This window comes from Glutamicibacter sp. AGC84, assembly GCF_053543575.1.
The window spans coordinates 232,669-248,307 of sequence record NZ_JBLVOC010000015.1 but is presented as its reverse complement, the minus strand read 5'-3'; the positions used below and the strand labels follow the sequence as shown (position 1 = coordinate 248,307).

The window sequence follows — 15,639 nt, the reverse complement described above, 5'->3', positions numbered from 1 at the left end:
GAGGCAAATCCAAGGCTCCACCGGGGCCGCAATTCGCTGGGCCCAACTATTTCGCGGTGCTGCCTAGCCTGCTTCGTTGCCGTCTCCGCTCGGCGCTGCAGCTTCCAGCAAAGGTGCCTGCAGGCGCGTGTCGCAGCGCAGCTCCCTCATAAGCGACATCCCCAGCAGCGTCACAATCACCGTGAACGGCACCGCCGAGAGGATGGCTGCCTGTTGCAGGGCCTCGAGCCCGCCCACCAGCAGCAACACGATCGCGCAGACGCCGGTGAGAAGTCCCCAGACCACTAGGACCGGCCTCTTGGGGTACATATTTCCGCCGGAGGTCAGCGTGCCCAGAACATAGGTATTGGAATCCGCGCCGGTAATGAAGAACAGCACCACGAGAATTACTGTGAATGCCGAGGTCGCTTCCGGTATCGGCAGTTCGGCCAGCATCGCGAAGAAGGTGCTGTTGGTGTCTTCCAACGTTGCCTGGCCGATCCCAGAGCTGCCGGTCATCTCCTGGTGGATCGAGGTGCCACCGAAAATGCTGAACCAGATGCTGAAGACCAGAGACGGGACACCCATCACCGCAATAACGAATTCGCGAATGGTCCGGCCCTTAGAAATCCGCGCCAGGAAGATGCCGACGAAGGCGCCCCAGCTCAACCACCAGGCCATCATGAAGTACGTCCACCATTGCATCCACTGCAAGTCTTCGGCTCCAGAGGGAGTCAGCAGCGCCACGGCCGGGAACTCGCCCAGGAACTGCCCCATGGAACGGAAATAGATGTTGGAAATAAATCCGGTGGGACCGGAAACCAGGACGAAAACCCCGATGGCGGCGGCACCGATCATGGTGCCCTGGCTGAGCCATTTGATGCCCTTGCCAACGCCGGAAAGCGCCGAGAGAGTGAATACGATGGTAACGCCTGCAATGATCACGATCTTGACGAACAGATCCGTGGGAATCCCGAACAGGCTGTTCAGCCCCTCGGCGATTTGCGAAGCGCCCAAGCCCAGGGAAGTGGTCGTGCCGAAGAGGGTGGCCAGCACGGTGAACACGTCAATGGTCTTCCCGAGCCATCCGTCCATGGATTTTCCAAGAACTGGCCTGAGCATCACCGAGACGAGTCCCGAGTTGCCCCGGCGGTGCGTCGAGTAGGCAATGGCCAGGCCGAACACGCCGAACAAGGCCCAGGCGTTCGGACCCCAGTCGAAGTACGAGAACTGCAAGGCCAGCACTGCCGCATCCATGCTTTCCGGCTCCGCCCGTCCGTGCGGAGGGACCATGAAGTGGCTCATGGGTTCGGCCGCGCCATAGCTGATCAACCCGATGCCCATCACGGCACCGAGAATCATCGCGATCCAGGCCCATGTGGAGAACTCGGGCCGGTCCGCGTCCTTGCCCAGCCTGATGCCTCCGTAGCGCGAAAAGGCCAGGAACAGCATCAGCACGATGCAGCCGAGAGTCACCAACAGGTAGCTCCAGCCAATGTACTGCGCTGACCAGGTGGATGCCCCGGACATCAGTTCATTGAGCCGGCCCGGTGCAATAGCCGCCCAGAGCACGAACACCACGACCAGCGCCAGCGAAACGAAAAGGACACTGCCCGGACGCTGGAGTTGCTTGTAGACCTGTTTCGATTCGTTCTTGTCCGCGGCCCGGCGCAATTTGCCGCCGGTGAGCGTGGGCCCTCCGCGTGGCCCCTTGCCCTGCTTTTCGTTGGTTTCGGTTTTCATGGCTCTCACACTTCGTTGTATTGGAGGAATCTGCCGACGCCGGGCTATAGCGCGGTCAGTTCGGCGCCGTCGTAGAACCGGCCGGCCTTGTAGACCATCGGCTCAAGCTGGGCGACTTCGGAATGCTTTACCTTGGCGATGAACACGGTATGGGTCTTGGCTTGGAAGCGCTCCTTGATTTCTGCTTCGATGGAAGCGGCCGAGCCATCGATCAGCGGGCTGCCGTTCGGCCCCTGATGCCATTCGAGCTCGGCGAACTTGTCATCACCCTTGGAAGCGAAGGTGCCCACGGTGTCGCGCTGCCCGTTGCTCATGATGTTGATGCCCAGATGGGTGGACTTGAACAGCGATGCATAGGTGCTGGTGGTCTTCTGCACGCACACCAGCACCAGAGGCGGCTCGAGCGAAACTGACACATATGAATTTGCGGCTAGCCCGCGAGGCTTGCCATGTTCATCCATGGTGGTCACGACAGTCACGCCGGTAATGAATTGGCGGTTGAACCCCTTGAGCGCATCGAGATTCGGCACGCCGCTCAAATCGTCCACTACCACGCCATCATCCGTGGACTCGAAGGCGGACTTGAGCGATGGGACCCCCACGTCTTCGAGCAGCTCGCTCTGGTCCCAAGTCACCTGCTCCGAGATGATTTTCCCGTCCTGGACTTCCATCAGGTTGGAACCGCGGGTTTCCACGGTGTTGCCCGTGGCCGGCACACCCTGCAGATCGTTGGTGAACGTTCCGGTGGTGTGCCAGAAAATCGCGATGGACTGCTCCTGCTCATCCACGAGCAGATGGTCGATTTTTGTCACCAGATCAGGGAAGGCCTCCCGCACGGACAAAATCTCTTGCTTCAGCTCTCGGATGGTGGTGACGTTTTTGGATTTCTTGCTGATTCGCCGGAAGTCCGCGTGGAAGATCTCGTCCAGCGCATCGACCTGGCCCCGATCCCATGCCGCTTCCCAGGCGTTGACGAGTGATTCTTTGACAGGCTGGAGTGAATTTACAATTTGTTGCATGCAAGAAATGCTAGCAAAGGTTGTGACGGAGTCAACATGTTTCAGGAAATTCTCTTAAATTTAGCGGATTCAAGGCGATTCCTTGAATTTCTGTTGCATACAAGAGGATCTATGGATAGAGTTCTTGTATGCAAGAGAGTTCAAGCGTGGAATCAAAAACCAGGAGCACCCCGGAGACGCCGTTGCTGGGCCGGCTCCGTCAAATGATCGTCACTGGAGTTGTTCAACCCGGAGACCTATTGGCAGAGACAGCCCTGGCGCAAGACTTCGAGGTCAGCCGTACTCCAATTCGAGAAGCATTGAAGCAGCTGGAGCGCGAGGGCCTAGTTGAGGTGCGTTCGCGGGTTGGAACATTCGTCAGGAAGCCCACCCAGCGCGAAATTCACGAGATGTTTTCCCTGAAGGAGGCCTTCGAGGGACTAGCCGCTGGCCTGCTGGCCAGACGTGGAGCCGTACCTGAATTGGAGCAGCTCAAGGAAAACGTTGCACGCAGCCAACGGGCCGTCGAGCGCGGCGACGCGGAACTCTATTCGCAACTGGTCCATGAATTCCACAGCACGTTGGTTGCCGGGGCTGACAACAGGAAGCTCACCGAGCACTATGACCTGTTGATGAACCAGCTGGCCTACCATCGCATCGTTTCGCAGACCCTGAGCTTGCCCGGGCGCTTGCAGAATTCGAAGGACGAGCACCAGGCAATCATCGACGCCATCAGCTCCAAAGATCCGTTGGCCGCAGAACTTGTGATGCGCAGGCATGTTGCCGCATCAAGCCAGTCGGCGGCCCTGGCCGCAATGAAAGAAGAAGACGAAGAACAACCGGGTTAGCCCCAAAATAGCCATGCAAAGGAATACCAGATGAATTCTCCACTGGCCCAGCCGCCTCAGCTCATTGATTTGAGCACCCGATCAACTCTCGAAGACTACCAGGATTTGGCCCAGGCCATTGGTTTGCGCAAAATCTCGTGCATGGTGGAAGAAGTTCCCCACCACGAATTAGGCAGCATCACCCGCGCGACCGCCACCGCAGTCATCCCCAATCCTTGGCTCGGCACCGGAACGTCGCAAGATTTATCCGAGCGGACCGAGGCCATCGCCCCATTGCTGGCCAAGCTGCTGTCGGATCGCCTGCTCAATGCCCTGGGCGGAGCCGAACAAGTTGCAGCTTTCGGCAAGGCCGCATTGGTTGGCAGCGATGGGGAATTGGAGCATGCCGGAGCGCTGATCCACACCCCGTTCTTCGGCAACCTGCTGCGCGAAGCCCTCGGCGGCACCTCGATCATCTGCTTTGTCGACGGCCGCGGCGTTCCTGGTGAATCCCTGCGAGTACCGATGTGGCATAAGACCGCAGCTGCCACCCGAAGCCACTACCAGACCCTGGAGCTGTCCTTGCCCGATGCCCCGCATGCTGGCGAGATCGCGGTCATTGCCGCGGCATCAAGCGGCCCCCGGCCACATGCACGCATCGGCGATCGAACCACCGACCGAACGGTCACTTCCGAAATACTGAAGGGAATACAACTATGAACTACCGCAAACTGGTAACCATCGTCGAGGAAATTGCCACAGAGGGCGGACGCTCGGTGGATCCGGTAGCCCGCGTGGTCATTGTCGCCGCCGTATTCGACAACCCGTGGGCAGGGCAAGGATTCGTCGAGGACTTGAACCCGGGAATCGACTCGGTCGCCTCGGACCTCGGAGCGCTGCTGGCACCGCGGGTCATCGAAGCGCTGGGCGCCCCGCTCCAGGCCTATGGCAAGGCTGCAATCGTCGGCCTTGACGGTGAAGTCGAGCACGGCTCGGCCCTGATCCACACCCTGAAATTCGGCAACCACTTCCGCGACGCAGCCAAGGCCACCACCTTGCTGCCGGCCGTGGAAAAGCGCGGACAGGCCGGAGTGCAGTTCGACATCCCGCTCAAGCATTTCACCGATGCCACGATCCGCTCGCACCACCAGAGCGTCGAGGCCAGGATCGCCGATGCTCCGCATCCTGGCGAAATCCTGATCGCCCTGGCCGGCGCAACCCGTGGCCGGCCGCAGGAACGCCTGGCCCCGCTGTCCACCGAACAGTAGCAGAGCGCATCAGCCGGAACGGAGCGAAGCACGCATGACAAGCACGAAGCAGCCATTGGTTGTCCTCCTGCATGGAGTCGGATTGGACCGGACCATGTGGAAGCCGCTGCGCGAGCAGCTGGCGCACCAATCAGTGGCCCTGGACCTGCCTGGGCACGGGTTACGCCCGCCCCTGCGCAGCGAGCAGAATCTGGCGAGCTTGGCCGCCGATGTGCTCGAACGCCTTGAAACTCGCGAGCCTGTGCATCTTGTGGGATTCTCGCTCGGTGCCTTGGTTGCCCAGTACCTTGCGCGCTTCGCTCCCGGGCGCGTGCTGACCTTGTCTGCAGTGAACTCCGTATGCCGGCGCACCGCCGAAGAGTCGGCCGCGGTGGAAGAGCGCCTGGCTACCGCCGGCACGAACTTCTCCCAGGGAGTGGACCGCGCCATCGAACGCTGGTTCCCGGCCGCGGCCACCACGGTGGACGCGCAGCTCATCGAGGCTACGCGCCAAACTATGGCGGGCAACGATCTCGAATCCTATCTGCACGCCTACGCGGTTTTCGCCCGCGGTGACCAGGAGATTGCCGGCGAACTCGATGCGATCAAGCAGCCGACACTGGCCATCACCGGGGAACTGGATCCCGGATCGACCCCGCAGATGTCCCGCCGGCTGGTTGCTGCCGTGCCTCATGGGCGGCTGCGCATCATCCCCGGAGCACGGCACATGCTTCCGGTCGAGAATCCGCTGGCCTTGGCCACGGAATTAAACAGTTTTTTCAGCGATAACGAAGGGAAACAGGCATGAGCGAGCGTTACATGCATTTCATCAACGGCGAGCACGTCGCTCCCAGCGAAGACCGTTTCTTCACCAGCACCAACCCGGCGACCCTCGACGAGCTTTACGAGGCCGCCCGTGGCAATGCCGAAGATGTGGATCGCGCCGTCAAGGCCGCCCACAAGGCATTTTCCGCACCCTCGTGGAGCACCCTGAGCGCTACCGCCCGCGGGCACCTGCTGCGCCGCCTGGGCGATCTGATCGGCGAGAACGCCGAGAAGCTGGCCCGCTACGAATCCCTGGATAACGGCAAGCTGCTGCGCGAAATGCGCGGCCAGCTGGCCACCCTGCCCGAGTAACTCTATTACTATGCGGGACTGGCTGACAAGGTGCAGGGCGCCCAGATCCCAAGCATGAACCCGGCGATCTTGAACTATACCCAGCGCGAGGCACTGGGCGTGGTCGGAGCCATCACCCCCTGGAACTCGCCGCTGACGCTGACCACCTCGAAGATCGCCCCGGCGCTGGCTGCTGGCAATACCGTGGTAATCAAGCCGAGCGAATACACCTCGCGCACGGTGCTGCTGCTGGCTGAGCTGGCTGAGCAGGCCGGATTCCCTCCGGGCGTCATCAACGTTGTCACCGGGTTCGGGGCCGAGGCCGGCGCGGCGCTAGTCAGCCACCCACTGCTGGCCAAGATCTCCTTCACTGGTTCTACGGCCACCGGCTCGAAGATCGCCGCCGAGGCGGCCGGCCGCTTCATCGGCTGCACCTTGGAGCTGGGTGGCAAGAGCCCGAACATCGTCTTCGACGACGCCAACGTCGCCAACGCGGCTATGGGCGTGGTGGCCGGCATCTACGCCGCGGCCGGCCAGACCTGCATTGCCGGCAGCCGGGTCTTCGCCCACAGGTCTGTCTACGACGAGCTGCTGGAACGGGTTACCGAACGTGCCAAGTCCATTGTCATCGGAGATCCGCTCTCCGATGCCACCGAGCTAGGCCCGCTGGCGTTCGCCGACCAATTGGAAAAGGTCGCTTCCTATGTGAAGATCGGCGCAGACGAGGGCGCCAAAGTACTGGCCGGCGGCACCCGCCCCGAAGGCCTGGACCTGCCGGGCTACTATTTCTCCCCCACTGTGCTCACCGACGTCAATAACGACATGCGCGTGGTCCGCGAGGAGATCTTCGGCCCGGTGGCTGCGATCATGCCCTTCGAGCACGAAGACGAGCTGCTGTCCATGGCCAATGACACCGAGTACGGGCTGGCCGCCGGCGTGTGGACGCAGAACCTTGCCCGCGCCCATCGCATGGCCCGGAGGCTGGAGGCCGGCACGATCTGGGTGAACACCTACCGCGCGATGTCCCCGATGTCCCCTCGCCAAGGCTTCAAGAACTCGGGCGTCGGCATCGAGCACGGCCTCGAATCCATGAACGAATACACCCGCCTCAAGAGCGTATGGATCAACACGGACGAATCCCCCGTCGCAGATCCGTTTGTGATGCGCGGCTAAGGAAAGGGAGCCCCATGCCACTGATCGATGTATCCATTGCCAAGGGCCGCAGTTCCCAGCAGCTGCGCGCCCTGATCGACGCCTTGCACCGGGCCGCCGAAGAAACCGTTGATGCGGCCCCCGAAAACATCACGGTCATCGTGCGCGAAGTCGATCATGAGCATTGGTCCCGGACCAATCAAACCATCGCCGAACGCAACAGCACCCAGGCAACTGCCTAAGGGCAGCAGAGCAACGAAAGAAGGACAGATATGCGCTTTTCACTGTTCATCCACATGGAACGCTATGACGACTCGATCAGCCACGCACAGCATTTCGAGAACCTCGTCGAACTGACTCAAATGGCCGAAGCCGGTGGCTTCTCCACAGTCTGGATCGGCGAACACCACTCGATGGAATACACCGTCTCCCCGAACCCGATCCCGCAGCTTGCTTACCTCGCGGCTCGGACCTCCACGATCCGGCTCGGAGCCGGCACCATCATCGCACCATTCTGGAACCCGATCCGAGCAGCCGGCGAACTCGCGCTGCTCGATGTCATCAGCAATGGCCGTGCCGAATTAGGCGTGGCACGCGGTGCCTACCAATTCGAATTCGATCGCATGACCGATGGCATGAAGGCCACCGACGGCGGTGCCTCCATGCAGGAGCTCATCCCCGCAGTCAAGAAGCTGTGGGAGGGAGATTACGCCCACGACGGTGAAGTCTGGCAGTTCCCGACGTCCACCTCGGTGCCCAAGCCTACACAAAAGCAGATCCCTGTCTGGGTTGCCGCCCGCAGCCCCGAGTCGCACGAGTATGCTGTGGCCAACGGGTGCCATGTCATGGTGACTCCGCTGATGAAGGGCGACGAAGAAGTCGAATCATTAGTCCAGAAGTACGAAGCCGCCATCGCTGCCCACCCGGAGGTGAAACAGCGCCCTGACATCATGGTGCTTCGCCACACCTATCTGCACTCCGCCAACGAGCCAGAGGCCTGGCGCCCTGCTGCCGAAGGCATCAACAAGTTCTACCGCACCTTCGATGCGGTCTTCGGCAACAAGGCGGAGCCGGTCAACGGCTTCATCGATCCCAGCCCGGAGGAGAAGTTCTCCGAACGCGAGGAATTCACCCCTGAGTCCCTGCACCGCACCGCAATGATCGGCACGCCGGACGTGGTTGTTGAGCGCCTGCGCCGCTACGAAGATCTGGGCGTCAGCGAATACAGCTTCTGGAGCGACAACGCCCTGAGCCACGAGGAAAAGAAACGCTCGCTGAAGTTGTTCATTGACGAAGTTGTGCCGAATTTCGTGAAGTAGGCTGCGAAGGACCAGCCCGAACCGAGGCCGCCGTGCATCCGATTTTTCGGTGCCGGCGGCCTTTGCCGTCAGGCTTCAGATTCCTGTTTGCGCGACGGAGCGATGATCGCGAACTCTGCGCCGGTGACGTCGCTGAGCACGGCCATGCGGCCAAAGTAGGAATCATGGGGCTCATGGATGATCGTGCCGCCGAGCTTCTCGGCGAGCGCCACGGTCTGTTCGGCATCCGCCACCGCGAAGTAGGCGCGCCAACCGGCCTTGGAATCCGGATAGCTGGAGATGTCGAAGATTCCGGCCACCGCCTCGGAACCTTGGCCGTAGGTGTGGTAGCGGAATTCGTCCGTGTCCGAGACCGGGGACAGGCACCAGCCCAGTGCTACACGGTAGAAGCGGGCCACCGCCTCGAAGTGCCTGGTGTGCAGCTCGTTCCAGATGCGGGTGCCCGGTGCGCGGCTGGCGGTTGTGTCTGCTGATTGGAATGCCTGGAAGAGTCCAACGCCGGTTCCCGCTGGGTCCCCGATGATGGCCATGGTTCCCTGGCCGGGAATGTCGATGGGCTTGAGATAGACCTTGCCGCCGTGCATTTTGGTGGCATAGGCGGCGGCGTGCACATCGGTCACATTCAGGTAGGTGGTCCAGGCATCTTGCACCTCGGAATCCGGGTCATTGGCAATGAAGCCGGTGGCCATTTCCCCGTTGAGGTAGACCTCGGCATATCCCTCGTCGCGGGTTTCCTCGTCATGGCGGACTTCCCAACCGAAAAGCTGCCCGTAGAACTGCGTGGAGCCCTCCATGTCGCTGGTGAGCAAATCGACCCAGCACGGCTCGGCTCGAGGATCCTTTGGTGCCGGCATCGCTTCCCCATTCCACAATTCATCCAGCTCGTTTGGGCTGAGTCTATGTCCTTTTTACCCAGATCAGCAACGGAAATTTTCCATTGTTCAAGATATTTCGAAACTCAATACCTCGTACTGAACCGCAGTTCCAATATGGTTTAATGTGACACAACACACAATGCACTGCTGGGCGACCCGAGGAGTTCACCATGAGCGTTTCCACATCCAATCTCACTGTTTCAGTGGCGGCCATCCTCGCAGAAGGGGCTGCCCGCTACGGCGAGCTGAACGCCATCACCGTCGATGGTCGCAGCACCACCTATGAGCAGCTGTGGGAGCAGGCCCGGGAATACGCCGGAGCCCTGCAAGCCCAAGGCATCGAGGCGGGCGACCGGGTGGCCTTGCTCATTCCCAACGTCACGGACTTCGCCCGCGCCTACTACGCGGTTCTGGCCCTGGGCGCCGTGGCGGTACCGGTCCACGCGCTGCTCAAGGCGCGCGAGATCTCCTACATCCTGGAGGATTCCGAAACCAAGCTGATGATCTGCGCCGCACCGCTGCTCGCAGAAGGAGCAGCGGGGGCCGCCGCTTCCGGGGTGCCGGTGCTCAGCGTGCTGGCTCCGGAGGAATCGGGCGCAATCCGGTTGGAAGACCTGGCCCGGAACGCCGCGCCGATTGGCACCTACCTGCCGCGCCGCCCCGAAGACCTGGCCACGATCCTGTACACCTCGGGCACCACCGGCAAGCCCAAGGGTGCGCTGGGCACGCATCTGGCGTTGATCGAGCAGACCCACACCACGTTGCTGAACACCATGGAATTGCGCCGCGGCGACAAGCTCTTCGGCGGGTTGCCGCTGTTCCACACCTTCGGCCAGACCTGCGTGCTCAATACCGGGCTGCGGGTGGGGGCCGAGGTCATGCTGTTACCCAAATTCACCGCCGAAGGGGCCCTGGAACTGTTGCTGGAGGCTGGCATCGACGTCTTCTTCGGGGTGCCCACGATGTATGTGGCCCTGCTCGAAGCGGGCAAGCAGCGCGAAGGGATGCCGGAAAAACTGCGCTACGCCATTTCCGGAGGGGCCTCGCTTCCGGTATCCATCCTCACCGCCTTCGAGCAGCGCTTCGGCGCGCGGATCCACGAGGGCTACGGGCTGACCGAGACCTCTCCGGTGGCTTGCTTCAACCATGTGGGCGTCGACCCGCGGCCCGGGACCGTGGGCACCCCGGTCTGGGGCGTGGATGTGGAAATCGCCGACCCTGCCTGCCCCGATGAAATCCGGCTGCTGCCGCGCGGGGAGCTGGGCGAGCTGGTGGTGCGCGGGCACAACTTGTTCTCCGGCTACCTGAACCGGCCCGAGGCCACGGCCGAAGCAGTGGTTGATGGCTGGTTCCGCACCGGGGATCTGGGGACCAAGGACGAGGATGGCTACCTGCGCATCCTGGACCGGACCAAGGACATGATCCTGCGCAACGGCTACAACGTGTACCCGCGCGAAATCGAAGAGGTACTGGTTTCCCATCCGGAGATTTCCAATGCCGCCGTGTACGGGGTGCCGCACGAAACCCACGGACAGGAGATTGCCGCCTCGGTGACCTTGGAGGCCGGCTCCACGCTGGGCGCGCAGGAGCTGGTGGCGTGGGCCAGCAAGCAGATGGCCGCGTACAAGTATCCGCGGCTGATCGAGATCGTCCAGGAATTCCCGCTGGGTCCCAGCGGGAAGATCCTCAAGCGCGAACTGGTTGCGCAGTTCACTGCCCAGCAGGACTAGCGACCACTACTGGGGCAGTCCACCGTAATCCGGTGTGCGGCGTGAGTAGAACGCGGATCTGCCTTCGGCCAGGTCCGCGTTCGCCCCGTTCTCTTCCCACATCGCTTCCCACCAGCCCTCGGTGGCTTCTCCCTGGCGCACCAAGTTGATTGCCTCATTGGTGCGCGCAATGGAATACGGCGAGTTCGCCGCCAGCTTGCCCAGCAATGCGGCCAGCTCTTCGTCGAGCTGCCCCTGGGCAATCACCCGGGTGAACATGCCCCAGCGCTCCGCCTCGGCAATGGAAATCTCCGCGCCGGAAAACAGCAGGTACTTGGCCCGGTGCTCCCCCACGGTACGCACCAGCCGTTCGATGCCCGGGCGCGGGAAAACCAACCCGATTCTCGCTGGGGTGATCGCCAGGCGCACGTTATCCGAGGCCAACTGGATATCGCAGGCCGAGGCCAGCTGCCAGGCCCCGCCAAAGCAATTACCTTCCACCACCGCGATGGTGGTCTTCGGGCAGCCCACGATGATCTTGTCGAGCAGGTCGAAATGGTTGATCAGCTCGCCGGCCGCGTCCCGGTCGAAGAGCACCTGGTCCATCTCGTCGATGGCAATTCCAGCGCAGAAGTTCGCCGCAGCGCCGCGAACCACAATGGAACTGACCTCGTCGTTGGTCGAAAGGCCGGCAAAGGCGCCCACCAGCTGCAGGCACATGTCCTTGGTGAGCGCGTTGAGTTGGCCCGGGTTATCCAGCAGCACCACGGCAGTGGACCCGGCTATTTCTACGCTGACCCGTGCTTCATTGTCCTTGCCCATCAGGTTCCTCCCAGTCGCGTGCAAGCCGCAGAAGTTTTAGAGGCAATAGCAATGCCCCCACTTCGCAATCTATCGCGAAATGGGGGCAAGCTGTTGTCCAGGCTGGAAACTATTACTTCCCGGTTCGTTGTACGCGAATTGGAGCTAGGTGGCTGGATACGACCCAGGGCCCGGTACGCTAATACCGGGCCCTGGGCCCTTCCCTTCCGGGCTTAATTTCGCCGCAAGGTAAGAATTCGTTGCAAGACCACGAAGATCAGCAGCAAACCGCCGATCACGATCTTGGTCCACCAGGAACTCAAGGTTCCCTCGAAAGTGATGATGGTTTGGATCAGTCCCAGCACCATCACGCCAACCACCGAGCCGAGAATGAAGCCCATGCCGCCGACAAGCAGTGTTCCACCGATAACCACTGCGGCGATCGCGTCGAGTTCCATGCCCACACCGGTCAGCGCATAGCCCGAGCGCGAGAACATGGCGAAGAGGATTCCGCCCAGCGCCGCACAGGTGCCGGAGATGACGTAGACAACCACCTTGGTGCGTGCCACACGCAATCCCATCAAGGTGGCTGATTGCTCTCCGCCGCCCACCGCGTAAACGGTGCGGCCGAAACGGGTGCGGTGCAGCACCCACCAGGACCCGGCAATCACCAGCACGGCGATGACCACGGCCGCGGTCAACCGCCAGCGCCCCGCAGAAACGCCCCAGCTCGACAGCGCCACGAAACCCTCATTGCGGATCGGCACGGATTCCGGGGCGAAGATGAAGCACAGGCCGCGGGCCAAGAACATGCCGGCCAGGGTAGCCACGAAGGGCTGCACCTCGAAGTACTGGATCATCACTCCCATGCCCAGGCCGATGATCGATCCGCTGAGAATCGCGATAGGCAGCACCAGGGACAACGGGATCCCTGCATTGAGCATGGTTGCGGTGATGACCGAGGACAGCGCCAGCACCGCACCGACGGACAGGTCGATGCCGCCGGTGAGAATCACGAACGTCATTCCTGCTGCCAGCACGATCAGGTGGGCATTGTTGATGAACAGGTTGGACAGTACAGCGGGCGAAAGGAAATTCTCGTAGCGCACTCCGCCGATGACGAGCATCAGCCCGAAGACGACCACAGTGCCCAGAACCGGCAGGTAGCGCCGGTCCACATTCAATTTGGATATGGACTTGCGCGGAACACTGAGGATGCTCATGCTCCCACCTCCTGGTAGCGGCGGCGTTCGCGCAAGGAACCGAGCATGGCGCGCAGCCGGGTTGACATCATCAAGGTCACGGCAATGACCACGATGGCTTTGAATAGCGAAGTGACCAGCGGTGAAACGCCCAGGACGGTCACGGCCAGGCTCAGGGTGGTAATGATCAGCACGCCAATCATGGTGCCCGCGAGGTTGAACTTGCCGCCGGCCAGGGACGTGCCGCCAATAACCACGGCGAGAATGGCATCCAGCTCTATGAACAGTCCTGCATTGTTGGCATCAGCGGCCATGGTGTTGCCGGCGAAGATCAGTCCAGCCAGGCCCGATAGCAGGCCGCACAACACATAGACGGTGAATACCAGAGTTTTTGATTTCACCCCTGAGAGCCGGCTGGCTTCCGGGTTGATGCCTACCGCTTCGAGCAGCATGCCCAGTGCAGTACGCCGTACCACGAGGGCCACCACCGCAAACACGCCGTAAGCGATGAGCGCGGCCACCGGCAGGCCCAGCACATAGCCCGAGGCCAGTTTGCTGAAAGGTGCGCTATTGACCGTGGTGATCTGGCCGTTGGTGATCAGCATGGCCACACCGCGGCCGGCGGTCATCAGGATCAGCGTGGCGACGATCGGCTGGATGCCGAAGTTCGCCACCAGCACGCCGTTGAATGCGCCGAGGATCAGGCACAACCCCAATGCCACGATGACGGCGCCGACGGCTGTACCTGCGGATCCCGGATTTGCCGAGCTGGCGATGAACGTCAGCGCCACGGCTCCGGAGATCGCGACGGTGGCACCCACTGACAGGTCGATGCCGCGGGTGGCGATCACCAGAGTCATGCCCAGGGCGACCAGCAGCAGCGGCGAGCTATTGCGCAGGATGTCTATGGGGGCGCCGAACAGGTGCCCGTCCAGCACGCTGATGCCCAGGATGTCCGGGCGCTTGATGGTGCAGGCTAGCAGCAGCGCGAGCAGCGCAATCGCTGGCCAAAACAGGCGATGCTTGTAAATACGGGTCATTTGTTTTCTTCCCCGGTGGCGATGATTTCGATCAGGCGTGGCACATCCACATCTGGAGTGCTTGGAATTTCGGCAACCTTGGCGTGATCGCGCATCACAACGATGCGATCCGAGAGGCGCAGGACTTCTTCTAGCTCAGCGGAGATGAAGACCACCGACATGCCCTGTTCAGCTAGTTCGGAGACCAGGTTCATGATTTCGGTCTTCGCGCCGATGTCGATTCCGCGGGTGGGCTCATCGAGGAGCAACAGCTTCGGAGCGGTGGCGAGCCAGCGGGCCAGCAGAACTTTCTGCTGATTCCCGCCCGAGAGGTTCTTGAGCAGGGCGTTCGGATTGGCCGGACGGACGCCCATTGCCTTGATATAGGCGTCCACGATTTGGGTGGCTTTGGTCTTGGGCAGCGGGCGGATCCATCCGCGCGCTGCCTGCAGGCCGAGGATGATGTTCTCGGCCACGGTCAGCTCGCCCACAACCCCTTCGCCCTTGCGATCTTCGGATGTGTAGGCGATTTTTCGGCCCAGGGCCTGCCGGGGAGTTCGCAGCTTCACCGGTTTCCCGCCCAGCTTGATCACCCCTTCATCTGCCTTGTCCGCTCCGTAAAGCAGGCGCGCGAGTTCGGTACGGCCTGAGCCCAGCAGGCCGGCCAAGCCGATGACTTCCCCGGGATAGAGGTCCAGATCGAAAGGCTGCACCGCTCCCTTGCGCCCGAGTCCCACTGCCTGCAGCAACGGTTCAGCGTCGGCCGCGCGTTCGGTTGCGGCGGTGCGTTCGTTGGCGCCGCCCACGTGGGCATCGGAGGTGCCAGCGATCATCAGCGAGACCAGTTCGCGTTGCGGCAGCTGGTCCTTCTTTCGTTCTTCTACCAATTGCCCGTTGCGCAGCACGGTGATGCGGTCGGCAATGGCGTAGATCTGGTCCAGGAAGTGCGACACGAAGAGGATCGCCACACCGTCATCACGCAACTTCCGCATAACCTCGAAGAGCTGGGCCACCTCGTCGGTATCCAGGCTCGAGGTCGGTTCATCGAGAATCAGTACCTTGGCGTCGACCACCATGGCGCGGCTGATGGCCACCAGCTGCTGGACTGCCAGTGAATGGGACCCCAGCGAGCTGGCCGGGTCTATCTTCAGCCCCATCCGCTCCAGATAGGTTTTGGCCTGGCGCCGCATGGTTCGCCAGTCAAGACCACCGAAACGGCGAGGCTCGCTGCCGAGCATGATGTTTTCGGCCACGGTGAGATTGGTGCAGAGATTCACCTCTTGGTACACCGTGGAGATGCCGCGTTCGCGGGCATCGGCGGGGCCGGTGAAGCGGGTGTCGTTGCCGTTAACCGTGATGGTTCCGGAAGCGATCGGATTCACGCCAGTCAGGGCTTTGATCAGGGTCGACTTTCCAGCGCCGTTCTCCCCCATCAAGGCGTGGACTTCACCGGGAAAAAGCCGGAAGCCAACGTTGTCCAGTGCTTTGACCCCGGGGAACTCCACGGAAATTCCAGCCATTTGAACGATGGGCTTCATTGTAGGGGAATGCTGCACGGTGATTTCCTCAGTCCGTGACATGGGTGTTGAATCAATCATTAACTTGCCTCTGCGAGTTGCTTGTCCTGCCACCTGGTGGTGAACCGGCGGGGC

Annotated in this window: 14 protein-coding genes and 1 pseudogene; 8 read left to right on the top strand and 7 right to left on the bottom strand. The window is 61.7% G+C overall.

Annotated features, from left to right (window positions below; genetic code table 11):
* Nucleotides 1-63: 63 nt before the first annotated feature.
* Together ACNPN0_RS09975 and ACNPN0_RS09970 are read right to left on the bottom strand one after the other, a co-directional pair.
* The gene (locus ACNPN0_RS09975) at nt 64-1,722 is read right to left on the bottom strand and encodes a BCCT family transporter (RefSeq protein WP_448937776.1); all 1,659 of its coding nucleotides are present in this window, start codon (nt 1,720-1,722) and stop codon (nt 64-66) included.
* A 44-nt stretch (nt 1,723-1,766) separates the two neighbouring features.
* Nucleotides 1,767-2,741: a flavin reductase gene (locus tag ACNPN0_RS09970; protein WP_105656185.1), complete on the bottom strand. Its 975-nt coding sequence runs from the start codon at nt 2,739-2,741 to the stop codon at nt 1,767-1,769.
* Between the two features lie 146 nt (nt 2,742-2,887).
* Between ACNPN0_RS09970 and ACNPN0_RS09965 the strand changes: the two genes are divergently transcribed.
* From ACNPN0_RS09965 to ACNPN0_RS09935, 7 genes and pseudogenes are all read left to right on the top strand, one after another.
* Nucleotides 2,888-3,568 carry a GntR family transcriptional regulator gene (locus tag ACNPN0_RS09965; RefSeq protein WP_286134632.1) on the top strand — a complete coding sequence of 227 codons (681 nt, stop codon included), beginning with the start codon at nt 2,888-2,890 and terminating at the stop codon, nt 3,566-3,568.
* 30 nt (nt 3,569-3,598) lie between these two features.
* Nucleotides 3,599-4,267, top strand: coding sequence for an amino acid synthesis family protein (locus ACNPN0_RS09960; RefSeq protein WP_448937777.1), 669 nt, complete (start codon nt 3,599-3,601; stop codon nt 4,265-4,267).
* Complete coding sequence (locus ACNPN0_RS09955; RefSeq protein ID WP_448937778.1) at nt 4,264-4,815, top strand: amino acid synthesis family protein; 552 nt, start codon at nt 4,264-4,266, stop codon at nt 4,813-4,815. Before ACNPN0_RS09960 ends, ACNPN0_RS09955 begins: the two co-directional genes overlap by 4 nt.
* Before the next feature lie 34 nt (nt 4,816-4,849).
* A complete protein-coding gene (locus tag ACNPN0_RS09950) occupies nt 4,850-5,602 on the top strand; it encodes an alpha/beta fold hydrolase (protein ID WP_448937779.1) in 753 nt (250 codons plus the stop codon).
* A pseudogene (locus tag ACNPN0_RS09945) lies at nt 5,599-7,083 on the top strand (aldehyde dehydrogenase). The gene ACNPN0_RS09950 and the pseudogene ACNPN0_RS09945 overlap by 4 nt, the downstream one beginning before the upstream one ends.
* Before the next feature lie 14 nt (nt 7,084-7,097).
* Nucleotides 7,098-7,304 (top strand): tautomerase family protein, encoded by a 207-nt coding sequence (locus ACNPN0_RS09940; protein ID WP_286172207.1) that lies wholly within the window; start codon nt 7,098-7,100, stop codon nt 7,302-7,304.
* 30 nt (nt 7,305-7,334) lie between these two features.
* Nucleotides 7,335-8,381, top strand: coding sequence for an LLM class flavin-dependent oxidoreductase (locus ACNPN0_RS09935; RefSeq protein WP_448937780.1), 1,047 nt, complete (start codon nt 7,335-7,337; stop codon nt 8,379-8,381).
* Between the two features lie 68 nt (nt 8,382-8,449).
* Here the strand turns inward: ACNPN0_RS09935 and ACNPN0_RS09930 are convergent, their stop codons facing one another.
* Nucleotides 8,450-9,235, bottom strand: a complete 786-nt coding sequence (locus tag ACNPN0_RS09930; RefSeq protein ID WP_105656177.1) for a VOC family protein — start codon at nt 9,233-9,235, stop codon at nt 8,450-8,452.
* 191 nt (nt 9,236-9,426) lie between these two features.
* Between ACNPN0_RS09930 and ACNPN0_RS09925 the strand changes: the two genes are divergently transcribed.
* Complete coding sequence (locus ACNPN0_RS09925; RefSeq protein ID WP_402696854.1) at nt 9,427-10,986, top strand: long-chain-fatty-acid--CoA ligase; 1,560 nt, start codon at nt 9,427-9,429, stop codon at nt 10,984-10,986.
* A gap of 6 nt (nt 10,987-10,992) precedes the next feature.
* Here the strand turns inward: ACNPN0_RS09925 and ACNPN0_RS09920 are convergent, their stop codons facing one another.
* The 4 genes from ACNPN0_RS09920 to ACNPN0_RS09905 form a co-directional block, all read right to left on the bottom strand.
* Nucleotides 10,993-11,787 carry an enoyl-CoA hydratase/isomerase family protein gene (locus ACNPN0_RS09920; RefSeq protein WP_448937781.1) on the bottom strand — a complete coding sequence of 265 codons (795 nt, stop codon included), beginning with the start codon at nt 11,785-11,787 and terminating at the stop codon, nt 10,993-10,995.
* 212 nt (nt 11,788-11,999) lie between these two features.
* Nucleotides 12,000-12,989 (bottom strand): galactofuranose ABC transporter, permease protein YjfF, encoded by a 990-nt coding sequence (gene yjfF / locus ACNPN0_RS09915; protein WP_332489088.1) that lies wholly within the window; start codon nt 12,987-12,989, stop codon nt 12,000-12,002.
* Nucleotides 12,986-14,008, bottom strand: a complete 1,023-nt coding sequence (locus ACNPN0_RS09910) for an ABC transporter permease (protein WP_332499296.1) — start codon at nt 14,006-14,008, stop codon at nt 12,986-12,988. The genes yjfF and ACNPN0_RS09910 overlap by 4 nt, the downstream gene beginning before the upstream one ends.
* Nucleotides 14,005-15,507 (bottom strand): sugar ABC transporter ATP-binding protein, encoded by a 1,503-nt coding sequence (locus tag ACNPN0_RS09905; protein ID WP_448938892.1) that lies wholly within the window; start codon nt 15,505-15,507, stop codon nt 14,005-14,007. Before ACNPN0_RS09905 ends, ACNPN0_RS09910 begins: the two co-directional genes overlap by 4 nt.
* Between the last annotated feature and the right edge of the window lie 132 nt (nt 15,508-15,639).

Excerpts from the sequence above, each read along its gene's own strand:
- yjfF (WP_332489088.1), bottom strand. The coding sequence starts at position 12,989 with ATGAGCATCCTCAGTGTTCCGCGCAAGTCCATATCCAAATTGAATGTG.
- ACNPN0_RS09970 (WP_105656185.1), bottom strand. The coding sequence starts at position 2,741 with ATGCAACAAATTGTAAATTCACTCCAGCCTGTCAAAGAATCACTCGTC.
- ACNPN0_RS09905 (WP_448938892.1), bottom strand. The coding sequence starts at position 15,507 with ATGGCTGGAATTTCCGTGGAGTTCCCCGGGGTCAAAGCACTGGACAAC.
- ACNPN0_RS09935 (WP_448937780.1), top strand. The coding sequence starts at position 7,335 with ATGCGCTTTTCACTGTTCATCCACATGGAACGCTATGACGACTCGATC.
- ACNPN0_RS09930 (WP_105656177.1), bottom strand. The coding sequence starts at position 9,235 with ATGCCGGCACCAAAGGATCCTCGAGCCGAGCCGTGCTGGGTCGATTTG.
- ACNPN0_RS09960 (WP_448937777.1), top strand. The coding sequence starts at position 3,599 with ATGAATTCTCCACTGGCCCAGCCGCCTCAGCTCATTGATTTGAGCACC.
- ACNPN0_RS09950 (WP_448937779.1), top strand. The coding sequence starts at position 4,850 with ATGACAAGCACGAAGCAGCCATTGGTTGTCCTCCTGCATGGAGTCGGA.
- ACNPN0_RS09975 (WP_448937776.1), bottom strand. The coding sequence starts at position 1,722 with ATGAAAACCGAAACCAACGAAAAGCAGGGCAAGGGGCCACGCGGAGGG.
- ACNPN0_RS09920 (WP_448937781.1), bottom strand. The coding sequence starts at position 11,787 with ATGGGCAAGGACAATGAAGCACGGGTCAGCGTAGAAATAGCCGGGTCC.
- ACNPN0_RS09940 (WP_286172207.1), top strand. The coding sequence starts at position 7,098 with ATGCCACTGATCGATGTATCCATTGCCAAGGGCCGCAGTTCCCAGCAG.
- ACNPN0_RS09955 (WP_448937778.1), top strand. The coding sequence starts at position 4,264 with ATGAACTACCGCAAACTGGTAACCATCGTCGAGGAAATTGCCACAGAG.
- ACNPN0_RS09925 (WP_402696854.1), top strand. The coding sequence starts at position 9,427 with ATGAGCGTTTCCACATCCAATCTCACTGTTTCAGTGGCGGCCATCCTC.
- ACNPN0_RS09910 (WP_332499296.1), bottom strand. The coding sequence starts at position 14,008 with ATGACCCGTATTTACAAGCATCGCCTGTTTTGGCCAGCGATTGCGCTG.